A 22325-nucleotide genomic window follows, 5' to 3' on the forward strand; every position below is an offset into this window, starting at 1 on the left:
CACAAAAGTGGTAATTTATTAACAAAGTGGTTTTTAGTGGTAAAATGTGGTAATAATATTTATATATTTGAGTTATATAAATAAAACCTATCCATTTTGGACATTTATTTCTTTGGGACATTTAACTGCAAGGCCGATGCCAAGGGGCGTATCATGCTTCCTGTTGCGCTGCGCAATCAAATGACTCCGATCTTAAATGAAGGTTTTTTTATCAAGAAGTCGTATTACAATGAATGCCTTGAATTATATCCTGCACAAGAATGGTATAAAATCATGGCAGAAATGGACCAGAATAACAGATTTGATGAAGAAAGCCAACTTTTTCAAAGAATTTTCATGGATGGTCTAAGACCGGTAGAAGTAGATGGTACCGGAAGACTTTTGTTGGCAAAAGACGTGATTTCCTTAGCGGGAATTACAAAAGAGGTGAAGATAGTGCCTATGCGGAAGCATTTGGAGATCTGGGATGTTAAGGAGTACGAGGCTACCATATCTATATCTAAGGAAGAGAAGAAGAATTTGGTAAAGCGCGTAATGCTGAACAAAAAAGACGATAAAGATGTATCATAATCCGGTATTGCTGAAAGAGACAGTAAATGGGTTGGACATCAAGGAAGACGGTATATATGTAGACGTGACATTTGGTGGTGGCGGTCACTCTAAAGAAATATTGAAAAGATTGGGGGCGGAAGGCAAATTATATGCCTTTGATCAAGACGAAGATGCGCAGGCAAACGCGTTAGGTGATCCAAGATTTACGCTGATCGCGGAAAATTTTAGATACATCACCCAGTTTTTAAAGTTCTATGGCATTAGAAAGGTAGATGGAATCTTGGCAGATTTTGGCGTTTCATCGCATCAGTTCGATCAAGCGGAACGTGGTTTTTCAACCCGTTTTGATGCAGATCTGGATATGCGAATGAGCAAGCGCAATACATTGTCTGCTTTTGATGTGGTCAACAAATATTCTTATGACGACTTAAGAAAAGTGTTGTTTGAATATGGTGATATCAGAAATGCGAACGCCATGGCAAAAGTAATTGTTGCCAATAGGGAAGAAGAGCAGATCCAAACTACCGATGCTTTGAAAGTGGCATTAAAGCAGTTTTTGCCGGAGCACAGGCAGCATAAAATTTTGGCACAGATCTATCAGGCCATTCGCATAGAGGTGAATCAAGAGATAGCGGTGATCAAGGAGTTTTTGGAGCAGGTGCCGGGGTTGTTGAAAGAGAAAGGAAGGTTAAGTGTAATTAGTTACCACTCATTAGAAGATAGATTGGTAAAAAGATTCATAAGGGCCGGACAGTTTGAGGGGGAGCCCGAAAAAGATTTTTACGGGAATATAGATGTACCGTTAAAAAAGGTTGGTGGATTGATAGTGCCAACAAGAGAAGAGATAAAAGAGAATAACAGAGCACGTAGTGCTAAATTGAGAATAGCGGAACGCAATGGCGAAAAGTAAAGTGAAAACGGGTGTATTTGACCTTTTGAAGGGAAAATTTTTGGTGAGCGGCGACGCCCCTAAAAATTGGCTGTTCATTATTTTCATTTCTTTTTTGGCAACGGTAATGATCAGTAGCTCCCATAGCGCCGATCAAAAAGTGCACCGTATTGCATTGTTGAACGAAGAGGTGAAAGAATTGCGTAACGAATTTGTAGATATGCGATCAGATGTGCAGCAGTTGAAGCTAGAATCGAATATTACCGGTAAAATATCGGAAAAAGGATTATTTCCTTCAGAAACTCCCCCACAGAAAATTAAAGTGAAATCTTTAAATGAAGAGGAGTAATGGCGGTAACGGATAAAAGCATATTAAAAAGGCTCTACATAGTGGCGGGCTGCATGGTGCTCTTTGCGGGCGCTGTGTTGTTTAAGCTGGTTTCCATACAAATTGTAGATGGTGAAAAATACCAGGCCCTTGCCGATACGCGTACCGAGCGTATGTTCACGATCCAGCCCAATAGGGGGAATCTATATTCGGATGACGGTAGTCTTTTGGCAACTTCGGTTTCTAAATACACCATCCGTTTTGATGCCGTAACCGTAAGCAACGAAGATTTCAAGGAAAACGTAAAACCTTTGGCCGATGCCTTGGCAAAGCAGTTTGGTAAAACATCTTCTCACTACCAGCAAATTTTAAGAAAGGCAAGAGAGAATAAAAATAGGTATGCGTTGATCGTACGCAACTTGGATTATTCAGATTACATGGCGGTTAAAAAAATGCCGCTATTCAATAAGGGTGCTTATAAAGGCGGATTGATCATTGAGCAGAAAACCAAAAGAGAGCATCCGTTGGGTAAAATTGCCGAGCGTAGTGTTGGGTATGAGCGTGTAGATGAAAATGGATATTATACCCGTGTGGGTATGGAAGGTGCTTTTGGTGAATACCTAAGGGGTATTTCTGGCAAGCGCTTAAAACAGAAAATCGCAAAAGGCCAATGGAAGCCTATTGGTAATGATAACATCGTAGAGCCAAAAGACGGTTATGATGTGTACTCTACCATTGATATCAATATACAGGATATAGCGCACCATGCATTATTGGGACAGTTAGAGAAATACCAAGCAGATCATGGAACGGTAATCGTAATGGAGGTAAAGACCGGTGAGGTAAAGGCAATTTCAAACTTGGGTCAGACTTCAGAAGGTAAATACTACGAGCGTTTAAATTATGCGATAGGTGAATCTCACGAGCCGGGTTCAACCTTTAAGTTGGTGAATTTGGTAGCGGCCTTGGAAGATAAAATTATTGATACCAGTACGGTGATCGATACCGAGAAGGGACGTTGGAAAATTTATAGACACTGGGTAAAAGATACCAAGCGTGGCGGTCATGGTAAAATAACCATGTCCAAGGCATTTGAAGTTTCTTCTAACGTAGCGTTTGCCAAAATGATCAATGACGGATATAAAAGCGATCCGGAAAAATATGTAAACAGGCTAATGGCCATGGGTGTGCATAAAGAACTGGGCTTACCGGTTGTAGGTGAGGGTAAACCGGTGTTGCGTTACCCTGGAGATAAAGGTTGGTCTGGACTGTCATTGGCACAAATGGCTTATGGTTACGAGGTTTCTATGACTCCCTTACAGACTTTGGCATTTTACAACGCTATTGCCAATGATGGTGAAATGGTGAAGCCAAGGCTGTTAAAAGAGGTCAAGGAGTGGGACAAGACTATTGAGAAGTTCGATAAAAAAGTATTGAACCCTGCTATATGTTCAAAAGAAACCGTGAAAAAGGTACAGCAGATATTAAAGAATGTAGTGGAAAAAGAGCATGGAACGGGTCACGGTATGTATTCCAAGAATTTTTCCATGGCAGGGAAAACAGGTACTACGCAAACCAACTATGTGTCAAAAGACCGATCAAAATACGAGTATATCTCATCTTTTGCAGGTTATTTTCCGGCAGACGAACCAAAATACTCATGTATAGTGGTAATTCATAAGCCAGATAAAAGTGTAGGGTATTATGGTGCAGATGTATCCGGGCCGGTATTTAAGTCCGTAGCACAGAAAGTCTATGCAACATCGCCATTAACCAGTGAGGTGGATGTCAAAGATGTGTTGGTGGCGGATAATGAGGATTCTCATAATGGCTACTATAAGAAGGCACAGCAGAAATATGCTGAGGTGCCCAATGTAAAGGGAATGTGCGGAATGGATGCCGTTGCCATTTTAGAGAATTTAGGAATTGAAGTAGAGGTGAAAGGGAACGGAAAGGTAAAGCGCCAATCGATCTCTAAGGGAACAGACTTGAAATCAGTGAAAAAAATAGTGTTGGAGTTGATATGATGCAATTGAAAGACATATTATATGGGGTGCGTATTACTGCTGTTAGCGGTACTACCACTTGTGATATAGCTTCGGTACAGTTCGATTCCCGTGAAGTGCAAAAATCCGATGCCTTTGTTGCTATAAAAGGTACCATTACCGATGGACATAAATATATAGATGCCGTAGTAAAAGCTGGTGCAAGAGCGATCATATGCGAAGAGTTGCCCGCAGCTATGGTAGATGATGTGACGTATGTACAGGTAGAAAGCGGAAATCAAGCATTGGCATTGATGGCTTCTAACTATTACGGTACGCCATCAAAAAATTTAAAACTGGTAGGTGTTACGGGTACCAATGGTAAAACAACGGTATCTAGTTTGTTGTATCAATTGTTTAAAAAGGCAGGGTATAAAGTGGGGCTGTTGTCCACCATAAAAATTATGGTAGATGATACCGAGTTTCCTACAAAACATACCACGCCCGACGCATTGGTGATCAACAAGCATTTAAAATTAATGAACGATGCCGGTGTGGAATATTGCTTTATGGAAGTGAGTTCTCATGGTATTCATCAAAAAAGAACGGAAGGTTTGGCTTTTGCGGGAGCAATTTTCACCAATCTTTCCCATGATCACCTAGACTATCATAAGACCTTCGCAGAATATCGTGATACCAAGAAAATATTGTTCGATCAGTTGCCAAAGACAGCTTTTGCATTGACCAATTTAGATGATAAGAACGGCTTGATCATGTTGCAGAATACCAAAGCTAGAAAAGCCACGTACGCGCTAAAGAACTATGCCGATTATAGGGCGCAGATTTTAGAGAACCAGTTTGATGGTCAGTTGTTGAAAATCAATGACAACGAGCTGTGGTCAAAATTAATAGGTCATTTCAATGCTTATAATATGCTGGCAATTTATGCAACCGCAGATTTATTGGGCATGGATCAATTGGAAACCCTTCGCTTAATAAGTGAGTTGGAGAATGTAGACGGAAGGTTTCAATATTATATATCAAAAAATAGAATTACGGCAATAGTTGATTATGCCCATACGCCGGACGCCCTAAAAAATGTGCTTGAGACAATCAACACGTTGAGAACTGGAAATGAAAACGTCATCACCGTTGTGGGGTGTGGTGGCGATAGAGACAGATCAAAGCGTCCGGTAATGGGTAATATCGCAACGGAAATGAGCAATAAGGTCATTTTTACATCGGACAACCCTAGAACGGAATCGCCCACGGAAATCATCACCGAAATGGAAGCTGGGGTAGAGCCACAAAACGTAAAAAAGATGCTTTCCATTGAAAATAGGGAGCAGGCCATAAAGACAGCGTGTCAATTGGCGGCTGATAACGATATCATTTTAGTTGCAGGAAAAGGGCATGAAACCTACCAGGAAACCAACGGTGTTCGTGTTGAATTCGATGATTTTAAAATAGTAAAAGAGCTGTTGAGCAGCCTAGATAAATAACCAAAGCTTAAAAGCAAGAATAAAGATTTTATGTTAACCTACCTGTTTGAATATTTAGAAAAACAATACCAGTTGCCCGGGGCTACGCTGTTTCAGTTTAGTACGTTTCGTGCCGCAATGGCTATTCTTTTTTCGTTGACGATCGCAACAGTGTACGGTAAGCGTGTAATTCTGTTCTTGCAGAAACAACAAGTAGGTGAAACTATTCGTGATCTAGGTCTTGATGGGCAAAAGCAAAAAGCGGGCACACCAACTATGGGCGGTGTGATCATTATTATGTCTACCCTGATCCCGGTGTTGTTGTTCGCAAGGTTGGAGAACATTTACATTATACTATTGACCTTTACCATGTTGTGGATGGGTGCAATTGGCTTTTTGGATGATTACATCAAAGTATTTAAAAAGAACAAAGAAGGTTTAAAAGGCAGGTTTAAGGTTTTGGGTCAGGTAACATTGGGGCTTATAGTTGGTGCAGTATTATACTTTCACCCAGAAGTGACCATGCGTGATCATGATAAGACCATAATTACACAAGAGTATACCGTAGAGCAGGTAAAGGGAGAGGAAATTAAATCTACCATGACCACGGTGCCGTTCTTTAAGAATAACGAATTTGACTATAGCAATTTAATTTCTTGGGCTGGAGAAGGGGCAAAAGAATATGCTTGGTTGCTGTTCATCCCTATCATCATATTGATCGTAACCGCAGTATCCAACGGTGCTAATTTAACCGATGGTATAGATGGTCTTGCCGCAGGTACATCGGCAATTATAGTATTTACGTTGGGCATATTTGCCCTGGTATCGGGTAACATTATTTTCTCTGATTATTTGGATATCATGTACATACCAAGAGTTGGTGAGTTGTTGATATTCATTACCGCTTTTGTAGGGGCGTTGATCGGGTTTTTATGGTATAACGCATTTCCGGCACAAGTATTTATGGGAGATACGGGAAGTTTGACCATAGGTGGGGTTATTGCCGTGATCGCAATTATTGTGCGAAAAGAATTGTTGATTCCCGTGTTATGTGGAATCTTCTTTGCAGAGTCACTCTCAGTTATGATGCAGGTAGGGTATTTCAAATACACAAAAAAGAAATTTGGCGAGGGTAGACGTATATTTTTAATGTCGCCCTTACATCATCACTATCAGAAAAAAGGGTATCACGAGAGTAAGATCGTAACCCGTTTTTGGATTGTAGGTATTCTATTGGCAATTGTAACTATAGTGACCTTAAAAATTAGATAATGGCACTTTTAGTAGTACTAGGCGGAGGGGAAAGTGGAGTAGGAACAGCCATTTTAGGATTGAAAAAAGGGTACGATGTATTTGTATCCGATAAAGGAAAAATAAAAGAAAAGTATAAAAACGTTCTTGAACATTTTGAGATTGATTGGGAAGAAGAACAGCATTCTGAAGACCGCATACTAAAAGCCGATTTGGTCATGAAGAGTCCGGGTATTCCGGATAAAGTACCCTTGGTAAAGCAGTTGGTGGGCAAAGGTGTTCCTGTAATATCAGAAATAGAATTTGCATCAAAATATACAGATGCCAAAATCATTGGTATAACGGGAAGCAACGGTAAAACCACCACAACCATGTTAACCAACCATATTCTGGCAAATGCCGGATTACATGTAGGTATGGCGGGTAACATTGGTGATAGTTATGCAAAAATGGTTGCGGAAAATGATTTTGAGTACTGCGTACTTGAGATCAGTAGTTTTCAATTGGACGGCATTATAGATTTTAAACCACACATTGCCGTGATTACGAATATTACACCGGATCATTTAGATCGGTATGAGTATGAGTTTGAAAATTACATCGCATCAAAATTCAGAATAGCGGAAAACCAGGACGAAAACGATTATTTGATTTATGACGCAGATGATACGGTTTTGGTGGATTGGCTGAACAAGCACCCGGTTAAATCAAAATTAATGCCCTTTTCATTGAAAAAAGTAGTTGAACAAGGTGCATTTATAGAACAAAACGAGATAATAATAAAAACAACAACAGACACTATTAGCATGACGAAGAACACTTTGGCCTTAGAAGGTCAGCACAATGTAAAGAACACTATGGCAGCGGCAACAATTGCAAAATTGGTCGGCATTCGTAAAGAGACCATAAGAGCCTGTGTTTCTAATTTTCAAGGGGCTCCCCACCGTTTGGAAAAGGTGTTGAAAATACATCATGTGGAGTATATAAACGACTCAAAGGCAACTAATGTAAACGCTGCCTATTACGCATTGGATAGTATGAAAACACCTACTGTGTGGATCGTAGGTGGGGTAGACAAAGGAAATGAGTATATGGAGCTAATGCCATTGGTACGTGAAAAGGTAAAGGCGATTATTTGCTTGGGCGAGAATAATGAAAAGATCAAGCACGTATTCGGTAAGGCTGTTGACCTTTTAGTGGAAACCTATGCTATGGAAGAAGCAGTAAAGGTTGCCTATAAAATTGCGGAACGTGGAGATACCGTATTGTTATCACCTGCGTGTGCAAGTTTTGATCTATTTAAAAATTATGAAGATCGCGGAGATCAATTTAAGAACTGTGTAAAAAACCTATAAGGTGTTGAATATATTCCAAAATATAAAAGGAGATAAAGCCATTTGGGCCATTGCGGCGCTTTTGGCCTTGTTCTCATTTTTGCCCGTGTACAGTGCCAGTAGTAATTTGGTATATGTAGTGGGCAATGGTACACCGGTTGGTCACTTGGTAAAACATGCCATACTGTTGTTTTTAGGTTTTGGAATTATTTATGGGGTACATAAAATACCCACGCATTTCTTCAAAGGGCTTTCTATGATAGCACTGCCCATTGTATTGGTGTTGCTCATTTTTGTTTTGGCGCAAGGCACTTCTAGTGGTGGTACCAATGATAGTCGTTGGATCCGATTGCCTTTGGTAGGCTTTGGTTTTCAGCCTTCGAATTTAGCAGCGGTAGTATTGATGATCTATGTAGCACGCTATTTTTCAAAGGTGAGGGATATTAAAATAACCTTTAAGGAAAGTATACTGCCATTATGGTTACCGGTTTTCTTAGTGGTGGCATTAATATTGCCCGCTAACTTTTCAACGGCGGCCATTGTATTCTCTATGGTGATGGTATTGTGTTTTTTAGGAGGATATCCAATGAGATATTTATTGGGGATCGTGGGTACGGGAATACTGTTTTTATCCATTTTCATATTAACGGCGAAAGCTTTTCCGGATCTATTCCCGAATAGGGTAGATACATGGATGAGCCGTATAGATAGTTTCTCTAATCCGGATGATACTGAGGGCACATATCAAATAGAGCGTGCCAAGATTGCGATAGCAACCGGTGGTATTGTAGGTAAAGGAGCAGGTAAGAGTGTACAAAAGAACTTTTTGCCACAGAGTTCATCGGATTTTATTTATGCGATAATCGTAGAAGAATATGGTTTGGTGGGCGGATTCATTTTAATGCTTTTTTACATGTTCTTGTTGTTTAGGATAGTGGTAGTGGCAAATGGCTGTGCAACCATATTCAGCAAATTGTTGGTGTTGGGTGTTGGGTTGCCTATAGTATTTCAGGCATTAATAAATATGGCGGTAGCGGTAGAGCTGTTTCCGGTAACGGGGCAAAATTTACCATTGATCAGTAGTGGTGGTACCTCTAGTTGGATGACCTGTTTGGCAATAGGTATTATACTTAGTGCAAGTAATAAAAGTATAGCCCAGGAGAGTGCTTCTGGCAATGATGTTGATATAGACGAAACTAACCCTTTAGAGATTTTAAGTGGGCAGTTATAGGTTTATTTTGTCGGGCGGAGGTACCGGAGGACATATTTATCCGGCGATAGCCATAGCGAACGAGTTGAAAAGGAGGTATCCAGATGCTGAATTTTTGTTCGTAGGGGCAAAGGATAGAATGGAGATGGAAAAAGTACCGCAAGCGGGGTACAAAATAGAGGGATTGTGGATTACGGGAATTCAGCGAAAACTGACCCTTAAAAATCTACTATTTCCAATAAAATTGATAAGTAGTTTAATGAGAGCAAATAGCATCGTATCGAAGTTTAAGCCCCATGCCGTAATTGGTACAGGTGGTTTTGCTAGTGGTCCGTTGTTAAAAATGGCGACGACGAAGGGTATTCCTTGTGTTTTGCAAGAGCAGAATTCCTTTGCGGGTATTACCAATAAACTATTAAAGGATAAAGTGGAGAAAATCTGTGTGGCCTATGAGGGTATGGAGAAGTTTTTTCCAAAAGACAAAATAGTATTGACAGGTAACCCTGTTAGGTCAGATTTGGTGGAATTGAAAGCTACCAAAGAAGAAGCTTTAGATTATTTTGAATTGACCACCAATAAGAAAGTGCTGTTGGTGTTGGGTGGCAGTTTAGGAGCTAGGCGCATAAATCAATTAGTAGCGGATCATTTAGCATACTTTGAAGATTTGGGATTACAGGTAATCTGGCAATGTGGTAAAGGGTACTATGAAACCTATAAAGATCATCAGTCGGCTAATATAAAAGTACATGCCTTTTTGAATTCTATGGATAAAGCATATGTAGCGGCAGATTTCATTATTTCAAGGGCAGGTGCAGGTGCGGTTTCAGAACTGTGTTTGGTAGGAAAGCCTACATTTTTTATTCCGTCACCTGTGGTGGCAGAAGATCATCAGACCATGAATGCATTGGCATTGGTAAAACAGAATGCGGCAGTAATGATCAGGGAAAAAGAGCTTGATGAGCAATTTAAGATGCAGTTTGAATCGGTCTTTAATACATCGGAAAAGCAAGAGGAATTATCAAGGAATATCAAGGCAATGGCATTACCGAATGCTACGGCTGATATTTGTGATGAAATAGAAAAATTAATACAATAAAATGAACGTAGCGCAAATACATAGAGTGTATTTTATTGGCATAGGAGGCATTGGTATGTCTGCTTTGGCGCGTTATTTTGCGTTCATAGATAAAACGGTTGCCGGATACGATAAGACCGAGAGTCCGTTGACCCAGGAACTGGCAGCTTCTGGTATGGATATTCACTATAAGGACAGTATTGACCTAGTGGCAGAAGTGTATAAGAATGACCCGGAACATACCTTGGTGGTGTATACGCCTGCGGTATCATCAAACCATACGGAATATCAGTTCTTTTTACAGAATGGATTTACCATTAAAAAACGATCAGAAGTATTGGGTCTAATAACCAAAGACTCTTTTTGTTTGGCAGTTGCAGGAACACATGGTAAAACGACCACCTCTAGTATTCTGGCGCATTTGTTAAAAGAAACAGGTGTAAAAATGACCGCTTTCTTAGGTGGCATATCAGAAGATTTCAATAGTAATTTCTTGTTGGAAGGAACGGAATATTCTGTTGTTGAGGCAGATGAATTTGATCGTTCATTTATGCAATTAACACCAAATGTAGCCTGTGTGACCTCTATGGATGCAGATCATTTGGATATTTATGGAGATGCCCAGGAGCTGGAAAAAACATTTAAGGATTTTACCGAGCGGTTGAAGCCGGGCGGCACCTTATTTGTGCGTAACGGGTTGCCTTTAAAAGGGTTGACCTATGGTATAGAAGACGATTCGGATTATTGCATCCGAAACATAAAAATAGAACATGGCACCTACATATTCGATTTGGAGACCCCCGACCTCAAACTAGAAGGGGTTGAATTTAACAAGCCAGGAAGGCATAACCTGCTCAATGGTTTAGTGGCTTTTGCGATGGCGATGCAAGCAGGTCCCCCACCGCATCGCCTTGCACAGGCACTGTCTACCTTTAAGGGAGTACAAAGAAGATTCTCATATCAGATAAAAAATGATGATTTCATTTATATCGACGATTATGCGCATCATCCTACTGAGATCAATGCGGTTTTTGAAGCTGTCTCGGAAATGCATCCCAATAAAAAAGTGTTGGCAATTTTTCAACCGCACCTGTTTTCAAGAACACGTGATTTTGCGAACGAGTTTGCACAAAGCTTGTCACGTTTTGAAAATGTGCTGTTGTTAGATATATACCCTGCTAGGGAAGAGCCTATTACAGGGGTAGATTCAGAATGGTTGTTAGGTAAAATGACAAACGGTAATAGAAAATTAATTTCAAAGGAACAAATGCTTTCTGAGGTAAAAAATCAAAATCCAGAAGTATTGATAACAATGGGAGCCGGAGATATAGGCTTGGAAGTAGTGAAAATAAAAAAAGAAATGTCTTATGCGGGTTAATTTGGGCTTTATAAAATTAGCGGCGTTGATACTTGTAATCACTGGGCTGTACGCTTTTTCTAACGAAAGAAATAGTGCAAAACAGGTGGCCGGTATGAAGGTAGAATTCATTGGTGACCAAAATTTGTACCTCACTGAAGGGACGGTTAATAAATTGTTAATACAAAATTGCGGAGGGCTCAAAAATGTGCCTAAAGAAAATATAGTTTTGAATACTGTAGAAAAGGCCCTTGAGGCCAATGAAATGGTGAAAAGTGCCCAGGTCTATCTTACAATAGATGGCGAGCTTACGTCGAAAATAGTACAACGGAAACCAATCGGACGCATAGAAGGGGATAAAAAGTTCTATTTAGATGATGAAGGAAAGAGAATGCCGCTTTCCAATAATCATTCAGCTAGAGTTCCCATTATAACAGGCAATATCAGTGGTAAAAGCCTTGAGGATGTCTATGTCATATTGGAACATATAAATAAGGACGATTTTTTTCGAAAATCGGTAATAGGTATTCACGTTCAAGGTGATAGTGAATATCAATTACGGTTAAGGCTTAATAATTTTGTTGTAAACATAGGCGGTATTGAAGACTTAGAGGCCAAGTTCAGCAATTTTAAGGCATTTTATGCCAAAGCGAACAAGGATGAAACCTTGGAGGATTATGCGGTAGTAAGTTTAGAATTCAATAACCAGGTGGTGTGCACTAAAATATAATTAAAATGGAACAAACTAAATATTCAGTCGGGTTAGACATAGGAACAACGAAAATCGTTGCCATAATCGGTAAGCAAAACGAATATGGTAAAATTGAGATTTTGGGTATAGGTAAGTCCAAAAGTTTAGGTGTGCACAGAGGTGTGGTTAATAATATAACACAGACCATAAAATCTATACAGCAAGCGGTAGAGGAAGCAGAGGCAAACTCAGGGCTTAAGATCGGTTCTGTAGTCGTTGGTATTGCCGGGCAACATATAAGAAGTCTGCAACATAGCGATTATATCACGAGAAAAGATTCTGAGGAAGTCATAGGTGAAGATGATGTGGATATGTTATGTGGTCAAGTGCACAAGTTGATCATGCTTCCTGGTGAGGAGATTATTCATGTATTGCCACAGGAATACAAAGTTGATGGACAAGCGGAAATCCGTGAGCCTATTGGTATGTACGGTGGTAGGTTAGAAGCTAATTTCCATGTAGTAGTTGGTCAGGTGGTTTCTATAAAGAACGTTGGGCGTTGCATTAAGAGTGCAGGTTTAGATCTAGGTAACATTACGTTAGAGCCTTTAGCTTCATCTGATGCCGTTCTAAGTCAAGAAGAAAAAGAGGCAGGTGTAGCATTGATCGATATAGGAGGTGGTACAACTGATCTGGCTATTTTCAAAGATGGCATTATTAGGCATACCGCAGTAATACCTTTTGGTGGTGGTGTTATTACCGAAGATATTAAAGAAGGCTGTTCCATTATTGAAAAACAGGCAGAATTATTAAAAACAAGATTTGGTTCTGCATGGCCGGGTGAAAATAGGGATAATGAAATTGTATCTATACCAGGATTACGTGGTAGAGAGCCAAAAGAGATTTCTTTAAAGAACCTTTCTAAGATCATACATGCACGAGTTGTTGAAATTATTGAGCAAGTGTATGTAGAGATCAAAAACTACGGTCACGAAGAGCAAAAGAAAAAACTGATTGCCGGTATAGTGCTTACAGGTGGTGGAAGCCAATTAAAGCATTTAAAGCAATTGGTAGAATATATTACAGGAATGGATACTCGTATTGGGTACCCTAACGAGCATTTGGCGGGCGATTCTGATGAAGAAGTTGCTAGTCCGTTGTACGCAACCGCTGTTGGTCTTTTAATGAATGCCATTAAGAACCAAGAGAAGTTGAAATTAACACAGGAAGAAATTATACAAGAGCAGGAAGAAGAAGAATTGGTGTATGCAGAGCATAAAACGGAGACCGTAAAACGCCCTGATATACATAAGGAAAGAAAATCTGTTTTTGATAAATGGACTGAAAAGTTAAAAGAATTTTTAGATAACGCAGAGTAATAAGCATAGCATAAGAATACATAACCAGTAATAATTAGAATATGAGTAAGAACAGCGAATTTGATAATATCTCCTTTGATCTGCCAAAGAATCAAAGCAACGTCATAAAAGTCATTGGTGTAGGTGGTGGTGGTAGTAATGCCATAAACCACATGTTCCAGGCGGGTATCAACGGAGTTGATTTTGTAATCTGTAATACTGATTCACAGGCCTTGGATAATAGTCCGGTGCCTAACAAAATACAGTTAGGTGTATCATTGACAGAAGGTTTGGGTGCTGGTGCCAATCCTGAAGTGGGTGAGCAAGCGGCCATGGAAAGTATGGAAGACATAAAAGGTATGTTGGATACGACTACCAAAATGATTTTCATTACTGCTGGTATGGGCGGGGGAACAGGAACTGGTGCTGCTCCCGTAATTGCCAAGTTTGCAAAGGAAATGGATGTTCTTACTGTAGGTATCGTTACAATGCCTTTTCAATTCGAAGGTAAAATGCGAGTTGAACAGGCACAATTGGGTATTGAAAAATTACGTAAAAATGTAGATTCGCTAATCGTAATTAACAATAACAAATTAAGGGAAGTGTATGGTAACCTAGGTTTTAAGGCCGGGTTCTCAAAAGCGGATGAAGTATTGGCAACTGCAGCTAGAGGTATAGCAGAGGTTATTACACATCACTACACTCAAAACATAGATTTACGTGATGCTAAAACGGTATTGTCCAATAGTGGTACCGCAATCATGGGATCGGCAATTTCATCTGGTTCTGCAAGAGCCAATGAGGCTATTATGAAAGCATTGGATTCACCGTTATTGAACGATAATAAGATCCAAGGAGCTAAGAATGTATTGTTATTGATCGTTTCCGGTGCACAGGAAATTACTATTGATGAGATTGGTGAAATCAACGATCATATTCAAATAGAAGCTGGCTACGGAGCAAACATTATTATGGGTGTAGGTGAAGATGAAAGCTTAGGAGAAGCTATAGCCGTAACCGTAATTGCAACGGGGTTTAACATTGAACAGCAAGATGATATTGTAAATACCGAATCAAAGAAAATTATTCATACGTTAGAAGACGGCCAACGTGCAGAGGCAATGTTGTTATCTAACCAAAAAACAGTTCATACTTTAGAGATGGACGATGAGGAAGAGGAGGTAAAAGAAGTCAAACCCGTAAAAAAGTATGAGTTCGTTGAGGAAGATGATTTTGATTTGATTCCTACAACGAACTACATCAGGAATTTTAATGTTTTTTATGAGGAAGTATTAGCGGAGAATGTCTCTGAAGAAGACTTTGTAATAGTGGACGCTCCAACTTCATTGAGAGATATAGAAGTTGTAGACCCACAGGAATTAAAAGTTGAGGATGAAGATGATAGATTTGCTACCAACTTTCAATATTCTAAGAGAGAGGAAGAGGAGAAGGAAAACGTAATCATGTTTGACCTCCATGATGAAGTTAAGGATATTGATGTCAATGATAGCATTGAAATTGTTCCTGTGTTGGAGTATAATAAAAACGGGGAAAAAAGATATAGTTTAGATGACTATATGAAATTGGAAAGTAAGCTTACCGGGGCAAAATCCAAAGCTGAGGAATTTGAGCCAAAAGTTGTGGAAGATGAGCTTATTTTTGAAAAGAAGACCGTAGCTCCAAGAAGAGAGGTGCAACCGGAAGAGGAGTTAGATCCTTTAGATACCCCTATTGAAGAATTATTGAGGGAAAGAGCTGATGAACGTAGACGTAAGTTGAAGGATTTTAATTATAAGTTCAAGAACAACGCACCAACAAGTTATGATGAGAAGAAACCTGCTTATCAAAGACAAGGTGTTAATTTAGAGGATAGTCCGCGCGAAAAAAAAATCTCTAGAACCTCGTTAAGTGGAGATAGCAACGATGATATTCAATTAAGATCTAATAACTCTTTTTTACATGATAATGTAGACTAACACTGCATTTTTAGTAATGTATTAAACCCGAAAACTAAGTCAGTTTTCGGGTTTTATTTTTTATCTTCGCAGACCAAAATATAGAAGAAATGGGTTTACAGCAAAGAGTAATGGAGCAGTTGAAATTAGCTATGAAAGCAAAGGATTCAGTAGCGCTAGAATCGCTTAGAGCTATTAAATCTGCGTTATTGGTAGCGAGTACTAGTGGCGGATCAGAAGTAACTGAAGAAGATGAAATACAGATTGTTCAGAAACTGGTAAAGCAGAGAAAAGACAGTGCTGCAATTTTTATAGAGCAGGGTAGACAAGACCTTGCTGATCCTGAGTTGGCACAGATTGCTGTAATTGAGCAATTTTTACCAGAACAACTTTCTGAAGAAGAAGTTGAGAAAGTAGTTGTACAGACAATTGATGCTATTGGCGCTTCTGGAATGAAGGATATGGGTAAAGTAATGGGCATAGTGTCTAAAGAACTTGCCGGCCAAGCAGAAGGTAAATTAATTTCTACGATTGTAAAGAAGAAATTGGCATAATATAGAATTAGCAGAATTTTAGTTTTGCTAATTATAAATGTATAATGGGCCTCGTGGCGCAACTGAATAGCGCATCAGATTTCGGCTCTGAGGGTTGGGGGTTTGAATCCCTCCGGGGTCACTTAAATGTAAGGTCTTGCTTTTTGCAGGACCTTTTTGATTTATATTATGTACTACGTTTATGTTTTAAAAAGTGAAGTAGATGGTCGTTTATATAAAGGAATGACTAATAATCTTCAAAAAAGAATAGTGGAACATAATTCGGGAAAGAACAAATCGACCAAGGGGTTTTTACCTTGGGTTTTAGTTTATAAAGAGGAGTTTAAAACTAGTGTTGAAGCAAGAGCTAGAGAAAAATATTATAAATCGGGTATCGGTCGTGAGTTCTTGAAAAGTATTCTTAAGAATTAATTTAGCGCATCAGACCTGCCTGCCGGCAGGCAGGTTTCGGCTCTGAGGGTTTGGGGTTTGAATCCCTCCGGGGTCACAAGTAAAAAGCCACATCTGAAAAGATGTGGCTTTTAAATTATATATATTTAATAGATTTAATCTCTATTAATATCGAAAACAATGCCTTCTTTGTGCATTTGAATCATTTCACTTTTAGAATATCCATAAGTGATTTCAGAATAATTTTCGTCCTTATCAATTTTATAGATTCTGGACTTTTTTGATATTTCAAAATCGTTCAAGGAAAGAAATAAACTATCTGTTGTTACTTTTTCAAGTCGCATGGTAGAAAAGCTGCCATTATTTGCTTCATACTCATAAATATCACCAACGGCGGGCTGTGTTAGGTATAATTGTGTATCCTCTTTATTCTTGCCGCTAGAGTAAATAGCAAACACTATTAACAGAGCAAAAATCAATAGACCCGAGAACTGCCAAATTGGACCTTTAGCCTCTCCTTTGATATTTTTATACTGCATTTTAAGAGCTTCGGGCATCTGCTTAGGACTTAAAGTCTCTTTGCAATGTGTGCAGTAAGTACTACCACTTTTACCCAATGGAAAAACAGGGATCCAAAAAACATGTGCGTGCCTTCTGTAAATATTAATGTAAATAGTATCTTGATTATTGCAATGTTGACAAGTAATGTTTCTTGTTTTTACCGAATCAAGACTAGCTGATCCAGTGCCAAAAAATATCATAATGGTAGGTTTAGTAGTTAAGTACTCTACATAACGTCCATATATGTTACCTATTGTTTAGAGCGATTGTTATCTGTTAAAAGTCAATGGATTATGTAGTTACAGAGCTTAGAACAATATTTTTTACAATCATTTTAGCATGTATTCTTGAGTTTTCAATAAACCATTTATGAGTTTCCATACCACCACATATTACCCCGGCCAAGTATAACCCAGACACGTTGGTTTCCATGGTTTCTGGATTGTATTCAGGGAGTTTTTTATCATCTTCACTAATGTTTACGCCTAATTTTTCTAAGAAACTAAAATTGGGTCTATATCCGGTAAGCGCTAAAACAAAATCATTTTCAATTTCTTCCTCGCCCGTATCAGTGTTCAAAAGGATACTGTCATTGGTAATGGCTTTAACCGTTGTGTTGAAATAGGCTTTAATACTTCCTTCCTCTATACGGTTAATGATATCTGGTCTTACCCAATATTTTACACGTTGACCAACTTCTTGACCTCTAATGATCAGTGTAACTTCTGCACCTTTTCTGTAACATTCCAAGGCAGCATCAATTGCAGAATTGCTTGCTCCTATAACTGCAACTTTTTGTCCGGCATAGTAATGTGGATTATCGTAATAGTGAACAACCTTTTTCAAGTCTTCTCCCGGTACGTTCAGTAAGTTGGGTAAGTCATAGAAACCGGTTGCTACCACAATTTGCTTTGAGGTGTATGTATTTTTGTTGGATGTAATAGTGAATATTTCTCCCTTTTTTTGAACGTTCTCAACCTTTTCGAACAAATTTATATGCAACTTATTTGAAGTAACAATTCGTCTGTAGTATTCTAATGCCTCGTCTCTTTTAGGTTTCGCTTCTTTACTGATAAATGGTATTTCATCTATCTCCAATTTTTCCGATGAAGAGAAAAATTGCATATTGCTAGGGTAGTGGAAAAGGGAATTTACAATAGGGCCCTTTTCAATGATCAGATAAGAAAGTCCGTTTTTTTTAGCCTCTAATCCGCATGCTATACCAATTGGTCCTCCGCCAACGATGACAATATCAAATTCAGTTTTCATCCCTTTAAATCTTTAATAGTAGTTGTTGGGTCTTCGCTTTTAAAAACAAAACTACCGGCAACCAAAATATCTGCGCCGGCATCAACTAATTTTTGAGAGTTGGCCGTGGTAACACCACCATCAATTTCAATCAAAGCAGACGAATTTTTTCTGGTAATCATCGCCTTTACAGCTTTTATTTTATCATAAGTGTTTTCAATGAACGATTGTCCACCAAAGCCGGGGTTAACGCTCATGATCAAAACCACATCAATATCTTGAATAATATCTTCTAAAAGAGATACGTTGGTATGCGGATTTAACGCTACACCTGCTTTCATGCCCAAAGCTTTAATGGCTTGTATGGTTCTATGTAAATGAGTGCAGGCTTCATAATGAACGGTTAGAATATGTGCTCCAAGTTTGGCAAATTCTTCCAAATACCTATCTGGGTCAACAATCATTAAATGCACATCTAAAGGAATTGTAGCATGTTTTTGAATAGCTTTAACTACGGGCATACCATAAGATATGTTTGGAACAAAAACGCCGTCCATGACATCTATATGGTGATACGTTGCTTCACTGGCGTTCACCATTTCTACATCGCGTTGTAAATTACCAAAATCTGCAGCTAAAAGAGATGGCGCTATGCTTGCCTTTTTCATTTTATAAAACCTTTATTGTTCAGTACAAAAATACGGATTTGTAATTCGTTCTACAGTTGTTTTAGATTTGCTTTAACTACGATCAATCAATTGCCGTACCGCCACTTTTTATGAGAATAGGATTTATCTTTGACTTGTATTTGTCAAAAATTCCGTTCAATTTGTTTAGCTCAATAGTGAGTTCTGCCGATAACTCTTCATATACTTTGTAGGCACCGTTTGTTGGTCTTGCTTCTCCAGATTCTACACTTCGGCGTAAAGATGCCAATCTGTTGTTGAGTTTAATGGGGAAGTTCAAAGGATCTTGACCTGATTGATTTTTAACTTGGTAAAGAGCTTCTTCAACTTCAGTGATCTCACTTAGAAATGGCGATACGATTGTTTCATAGTCAGTAGCGTCAATATCTTCTTTAGCATCGTGAATTTGCTTTTTGATATCACGTATTTTGATTACCGTTTCATTTGCAGAAGAGGTTTTTTCCATAATTTTATTGGAAAGCTCAAATTGCTCATCCAAATCTTCTTTTGTAATGCCTTTTAGATTTGGGTCCATTTCTATATTGAATGAATAGGTTTGCTCATAATTTCCGGATTTCATTTTAACCTTGTAAGTACCTATGGGTGCTTTTGGACCTCTGGCAGGTCTTGCGCTCCAAATGATCATTCCGTCAAATGTTGTAGCTCCTGTGTATCTCATATCCCAGGTGAACGTGTTTATCCCTTTTGCGGTGGTTGGCTTTGTAGAGCCTCCTTTAAGCCAATAGGGTAAATTAGGGTCTACTTCGTATTTTGGTTTGCTACCAGTAAAGGTGTTGATCAATTTGTCATTTGCGTCAAAAATTTCAAAGGTGATGGTATCTTTTTCTTCTTTAAGATAATACTGAATAGAAGCATCGGTAACACCTCTAATAGCGTTGGTAGGTTTAAAAAGAATAGCTTCTTGTTCAACCATTTCCGAGGAATACTGTCTTAGCGGTTGAATATCATCTAAAATCCAGAAGCCTCTTCCGTGAGTACCAAGAACAACATCATTGTCTTTAACTACCAAATCTCTTACCGGTGTATCTGGTAATTTAAGTTGAAGGCTTTGCCAAAGTTCGCCATCGTTCATAGAGAAATATACGCCATGTTCCGTTGCTAAAAATAAAAGTCCCTCCCTTACTGGATCTTCACGAACAGCTCTTGCAAAATGCCCGTCTGCAATACCATTAATAATTTTAGTCCAAGTTTTACCATAATCATGGGTTTTAAATACATAGGGTTGCCTGTCGTCTACTTGGTATCTATTGGCGGCTACGTAAAGGGTGCCAGGATTGTGAAGAGATTCATCAATAATACTTACCCTTGAAAATTTAGGTAATTCTTTTGGAGTAATATCTGACCAATTTTTGCCACCGTCTCTTGTAATATGTATTTTTCCATCATCTGATCCTGCCCATATGGTATTAATGTCATGATTAGATGGGGCAAGCGCAAAAACGGTTGCGTAAATTTCAGGACCATTCATATCCATAGTAATGATACCTCCGGTCTTTCCCAAAGTAGATGGGTCTGCATAGGTAAGATCAGGACTTATTTTTTCCCAAGATTGACCATCATCGGTAGTTTTCCAAACATGTTGGGAGCAGGTATACATTACGTTTTCATCTTGTGGTGCAAACATAATAGGGAAGGTCCATTGCCAACGTTCTGGCAAAGCGCTTGCCGGTTCACCAGAGAAAAACCGTGGATACACCTGTATATCCCTAGATTGGCCGTTACTACGATCATACCTGGTTAAGAGTGCACCTTGGCTACCTGCATAAAATATATCCAAGTTGGTAGGGTGTTGGGTGATCCACCCGCTTTCACCACCTCCTACGGCATATGCCCAACCATCCCCTTGACCTCTTGCCTGCATATGGCCCCAGCCATCACTTGGTACGGCAATGGTACTATTATCTTGTTGAGCACCAGCCACATGGTAAGGTACATCGTTTGTGGTCATTACATGATATAACTGTGTTGTGGTGTAATCTTCCTCTGTCCATGATTTACCACCGTTGATACTTACCACGCCACCGCCATCGTTTGATGAGATCATTCTGTTAGGATCGTTAGGGTCTATCCAAAGATCATGATTGTCACCATGTGGAACTTTAATTTCAGTATCAAAAGTTACCCCACCATCCGTAGACTTCCAAAAATCAACATTTAGTCCGTATACGGTTTCTTTATCAACAGGGTCGGCGTAAATTCTAGAATAGTAAAATGCGCGTTGTCTTAGTTTTCTTTCGTTATTGGTTTTGGTCCATGTTTTACCGGCATCGTCCGATCTAAAAACACCACCTTCATTAGCTTCTACAATGGCCCATACTCTGTTAGAATCCGCAGGGGATACCGTTACACCAATTTTACCTAACGGTCCTGCGGGCATACCTGGGTTATTAGACAGATCACTCCAGGTTTCTCCGCCATCGGTAGATTTCCATAGTTTACAATCCGGACCACCGCCCCACATTTTCCATGCTTTACGTTGAACTTGCCAAGTGCTGGCGTATAAAACATTTGGGTTGTTACGGTCTATAATTAAATCTACAGCACCCGCCTTATCGCTAACATATAAAGTTTTCTTCCATGTTTTTCCACCATCAATACTTTTAAAAACGCCCCTTTCTTCATTGTCGCCATACGGATGACCCAATGCTGCTACATAAACAATATTCTCATTTGTGGGGTGTATTCTGATTCTTGAAACAGCTTGGGTTTCTTCAAGACCTAAGTGTTCCCAAGTTTTACCGGCATCAGTAGATTTGTAAACACCATCACCTTGAGTAATACTTCCGCGCAATTGAACTTCTCCCATGCCTATATAAACAATATCTGGGTTGGTTTCGGCAACTGCAACCGCACCAACGGAAGAGCTGGTTATTTGCCCGTCTGTAACAGGTTCCCATTCGTTACCACCATCAGTGGTTTTCCATAATCCACCGCCCGTTGCTCCAAAATAATACTCATTAGGTCTGCTAGGGCTACCCGTGGAACCAAGCGATCGACCTCCACGTACGGGGCCAATATTTCGCCATTCCAAATTTTCATAGAAAGCTTTGTCGATTACAACATCTTGAGTATTATTTTTTGCTTTCTTTTTCTGCGCAAATACAGTAGAGGTAAAGGAAAAAAATAGAAGGACAACAATTGCCGAAATTTTCGAGTTCATAAGAGTCGTTGTTTGGTGGATAATTTGAATAATTGGTTGCTTGAAAATAAGCATTTAATCTGCGAATAATTGGGTAAAGGAAAATTTTAACGACTTGTGAATCCTATTAATGCGATAAGCGATTATTACGCCGTTTTGCTTTAGAATATTCTAAAAATGAAGTGCTTATTTTATCAAATGTATATGCAGGGAATATGATGCAATTTTTATAAAATCAGCTCTGAAAAGTAAAGTCAAGC

The 22325-nt window shown here is 39.2% G+C and carries 19 protein-coding genes and 1 tRNA gene; 16 read left to right on the top strand and 4 right to left on the bottom strand.

All coding sequences use genetic code 11. From position 1 onward, the window contains the following. Window positions 1–96 precede the first annotated feature (96 nt). From VBZ51_RS15545 to VBZ51_RS15620, 16 genes are all read left to right on the top strand, one after another. Complete coding sequence (locus VBZ51_RS15545) at window positions 97–570, top strand: division/cell wall cluster transcriptional repressor MraZ (protein ID WP_074669845.1); 474 nt, start codon at window positions 97–99, stop codon at window positions 568–570. Then, window positions 560–1462 carry a 16S rRNA (cytosine(1402)-N(4))-methyltransferase RsmH gene (rsmH, locus tag VBZ51_RS15550; RefSeq protein WP_416577530.1) on the top strand — a complete coding sequence of 301 codons (903 nt, stop codon included), beginning with the start codon at window positions 560–562 and terminating at the stop codon, window positions 1460–1462. Before VBZ51_RS15545 ends, rsmH begins: the two co-directional genes overlap by 11 nt. After that, complete coding sequence (locus tag VBZ51_RS15555) at window positions 1449–1790, top strand: FtsL-like putative cell division protein (protein ID WP_252736298.1); 342 nt, start codon at window positions 1449–1451, stop codon at window positions 1788–1790. Before rsmH ends, VBZ51_RS15555 begins: the two co-directional genes overlap by 14 nt. Then, a complete protein-coding gene (locus VBZ51_RS15560) occupies window positions 1790–3796 on the top strand; it encodes a penicillin-binding protein (protein ID WP_416577531.1) in 2007 nt (668 codons plus the stop codon). Before VBZ51_RS15555 ends, VBZ51_RS15560 begins: the two co-directional genes overlap by 1 nt. After that, window positions 3793–5256 carry a UDP-N-acetylmuramoyl-L-alanyl-D-glutamate--2,6-diaminopimelate ligase gene (locus tag VBZ51_RS15565; RefSeq protein WP_416577532.1) on the top strand — a complete coding sequence of 488 codons (1464 nt, stop codon included), beginning with the start codon at window positions 3793–3795 and terminating at the stop codon, window positions 5254–5256. The genes VBZ51_RS15560 and VBZ51_RS15565 overlap by 4 nt, the downstream gene beginning before the upstream one ends. Window positions 5257–5286: 30 nt before the next feature. Further along, the gene (gene mraY / locus VBZ51_RS15570) at window positions 5287–6507 is read left to right on the top strand and encodes a phospho-N-acetylmuramoyl-pentapeptide-transferase (protein ID WP_074669841.1); all 1221 of its coding nucleotides are present in this window, start codon (window positions 5287–5289) and stop codon (window positions 6505–6507) included. Continuing rightward, window positions 6507–7841, top strand: coding sequence for a UDP-N-acetylmuramoyl-L-alanine--D-glutamate ligase (gene murD / locus VBZ51_RS15575; protein ID WP_416577533.1), 1335 nt, complete (start codon window positions 6507–6509; stop codon window positions 7839–7841). The genes mraY and murD overlap by 1 nt, the downstream gene beginning before the upstream one ends. Window position 7842: 1 nt before the next feature. Then, a complete protein-coding gene (locus VBZ51_RS15580; RefSeq protein ID WP_416577534.1) occupies window positions 7843–9051 on the top strand; it encodes an FtsW/RodA/SpoVE family cell cycle protein in 1209 nt (402 codons plus the stop codon). Beyond that, complete coding sequence (gene murG / locus VBZ51_RS15585; protein ID WP_416577535.1) at window positions 9038–10126, top strand: undecaprenyldiphospho-muramoylpentapeptide beta-N-acetylglucosaminyltransferase; 1089 nt, start codon at window positions 9038–9040, stop codon at window positions 10124–10126. The genes VBZ51_RS15580 and murG overlap by 14 nt, the downstream gene beginning before the upstream one ends. 1 nt (window position 10127) lies before the next feature. Beyond that, window positions 10128–11483 (top strand): UDP-N-acetylmuramate--L-alanine ligase, encoded by a 1356-nt coding sequence (gene murC / locus VBZ51_RS15590; protein WP_416577536.1) that lies wholly within the window; start codon window positions 10128–10130, stop codon window positions 11481–11483. Then, entirely contained in the window at window positions 11473–12192 is a 720-nt protein-coding gene (locus VBZ51_RS15595) for a cell division protein FtsQ/DivIB (protein ID WP_058106030.1), read from the top strand. The genes murC and VBZ51_RS15595 overlap by 11 nt, the downstream gene beginning before the upstream one ends. A 5-nt stretch (window positions 12193–12197) precedes the next feature. Continuing rightward, window positions 12198–13532, top strand: a complete 1335-nt coding sequence (ftsA, locus tag VBZ51_RS15600) for a cell division protein FtsA (protein WP_058106031.1) — start codon at window positions 12198–12200, stop codon at window positions 13530–13532. A gap of 41 nt (window positions 13533–13573) precedes the next feature. Further along, a complete protein-coding gene (gene ftsZ, locus VBZ51_RS15605) occupies window positions 13574–15487 on the top strand; it encodes a cell division protein FtsZ (RefSeq protein ID WP_071340142.1) in 1914 nt (637 codons plus the stop codon). Between the two features lie 89 nt (window positions 15488–15576). Further along, the gene (locus VBZ51_RS15610; protein WP_416577537.1) at window positions 15577–16020 is read left to right on the top strand and encodes a GatB/YqeY domain-containing protein; all 444 of its coding nucleotides are present in this window, start codon (window positions 15577–15579) and stop codon (window positions 16018–16020) included. 47 nt (window positions 16021–16067) lie between these two features. Next, window positions 16068–16141: transfer RNA gene (locus VBZ51_RS15615), tRNA-Arg, on the top strand. A 47-nt stretch (window positions 16142–16188) separates the two neighbouring features. Then, a complete protein-coding gene (locus VBZ51_RS15620; RefSeq protein WP_074669835.1) occupies window positions 16189–16431 on the top strand; it encodes a GIY-YIG nuclease family protein in 243 nt (80 codons plus the stop codon). 134 nt (window positions 16432–16565) lie between these two features. Here the strand turns inward: VBZ51_RS15620 and VBZ51_RS15625 are convergent, their stop codons facing one another. The 4 genes from VBZ51_RS15625 to VBZ51_RS15640 all read right to left on the bottom strand — a co-directional run bounded on the left by VBZ51_RS15625 (window position 16566) and on the right by VBZ51_RS15640 (window position 22086). After that, complete coding sequence (locus VBZ51_RS15625; RefSeq protein WP_348100154.1) at window positions 16566–17171, bottom strand: hypothetical protein; 606 nt, start codon at window positions 17169–17171, stop codon at window positions 16566–16568. Between the two features lie 91 nt (window positions 17172–17262). Beyond that, the gene (locus VBZ51_RS15630; protein WP_416577538.1) at window positions 17263–18240 is read right to left on the bottom strand and encodes a YpdA family putative bacillithiol disulfide reductase; all 978 of its coding nucleotides are present in this window, start codon (window positions 18238–18240) and stop codon (window positions 17263–17265) included. Next, the gene (gene rpe / locus VBZ51_RS15635) at window positions 18237–18887 is read right to left on the bottom strand and encodes a ribulose-phosphate 3-epimerase (RefSeq protein ID WP_416577539.1); all 651 of its coding nucleotides are present in this window, start codon (window positions 18885–18887) and stop codon (window positions 18237–18239) included. Before rpe ends, VBZ51_RS15630 begins: the two co-directional genes overlap by 4 nt. An 82-nt stretch (window positions 18888–18969) precedes the next feature. Then, window positions 18970–22086, bottom strand: a complete 3117-nt coding sequence (locus tag VBZ51_RS15640) for a WD40/YVTN/BNR-like repeat-containing protein (protein WP_416577540.1) — start codon at window positions 22084–22086, stop codon at window positions 18970–18972. Window positions 22087–22325: the final 239 nt, after the last annotated feature.

The organism is Maribacter sp. HS, from assembly GCF_048059195.1.
GTDB classification, from domain to species: Bacteria; Bacteroidota; Bacteroidia; order Flavobacteriales; family Flavobacteriaceae; genus Maribacter; species Maribacter dokdonensis.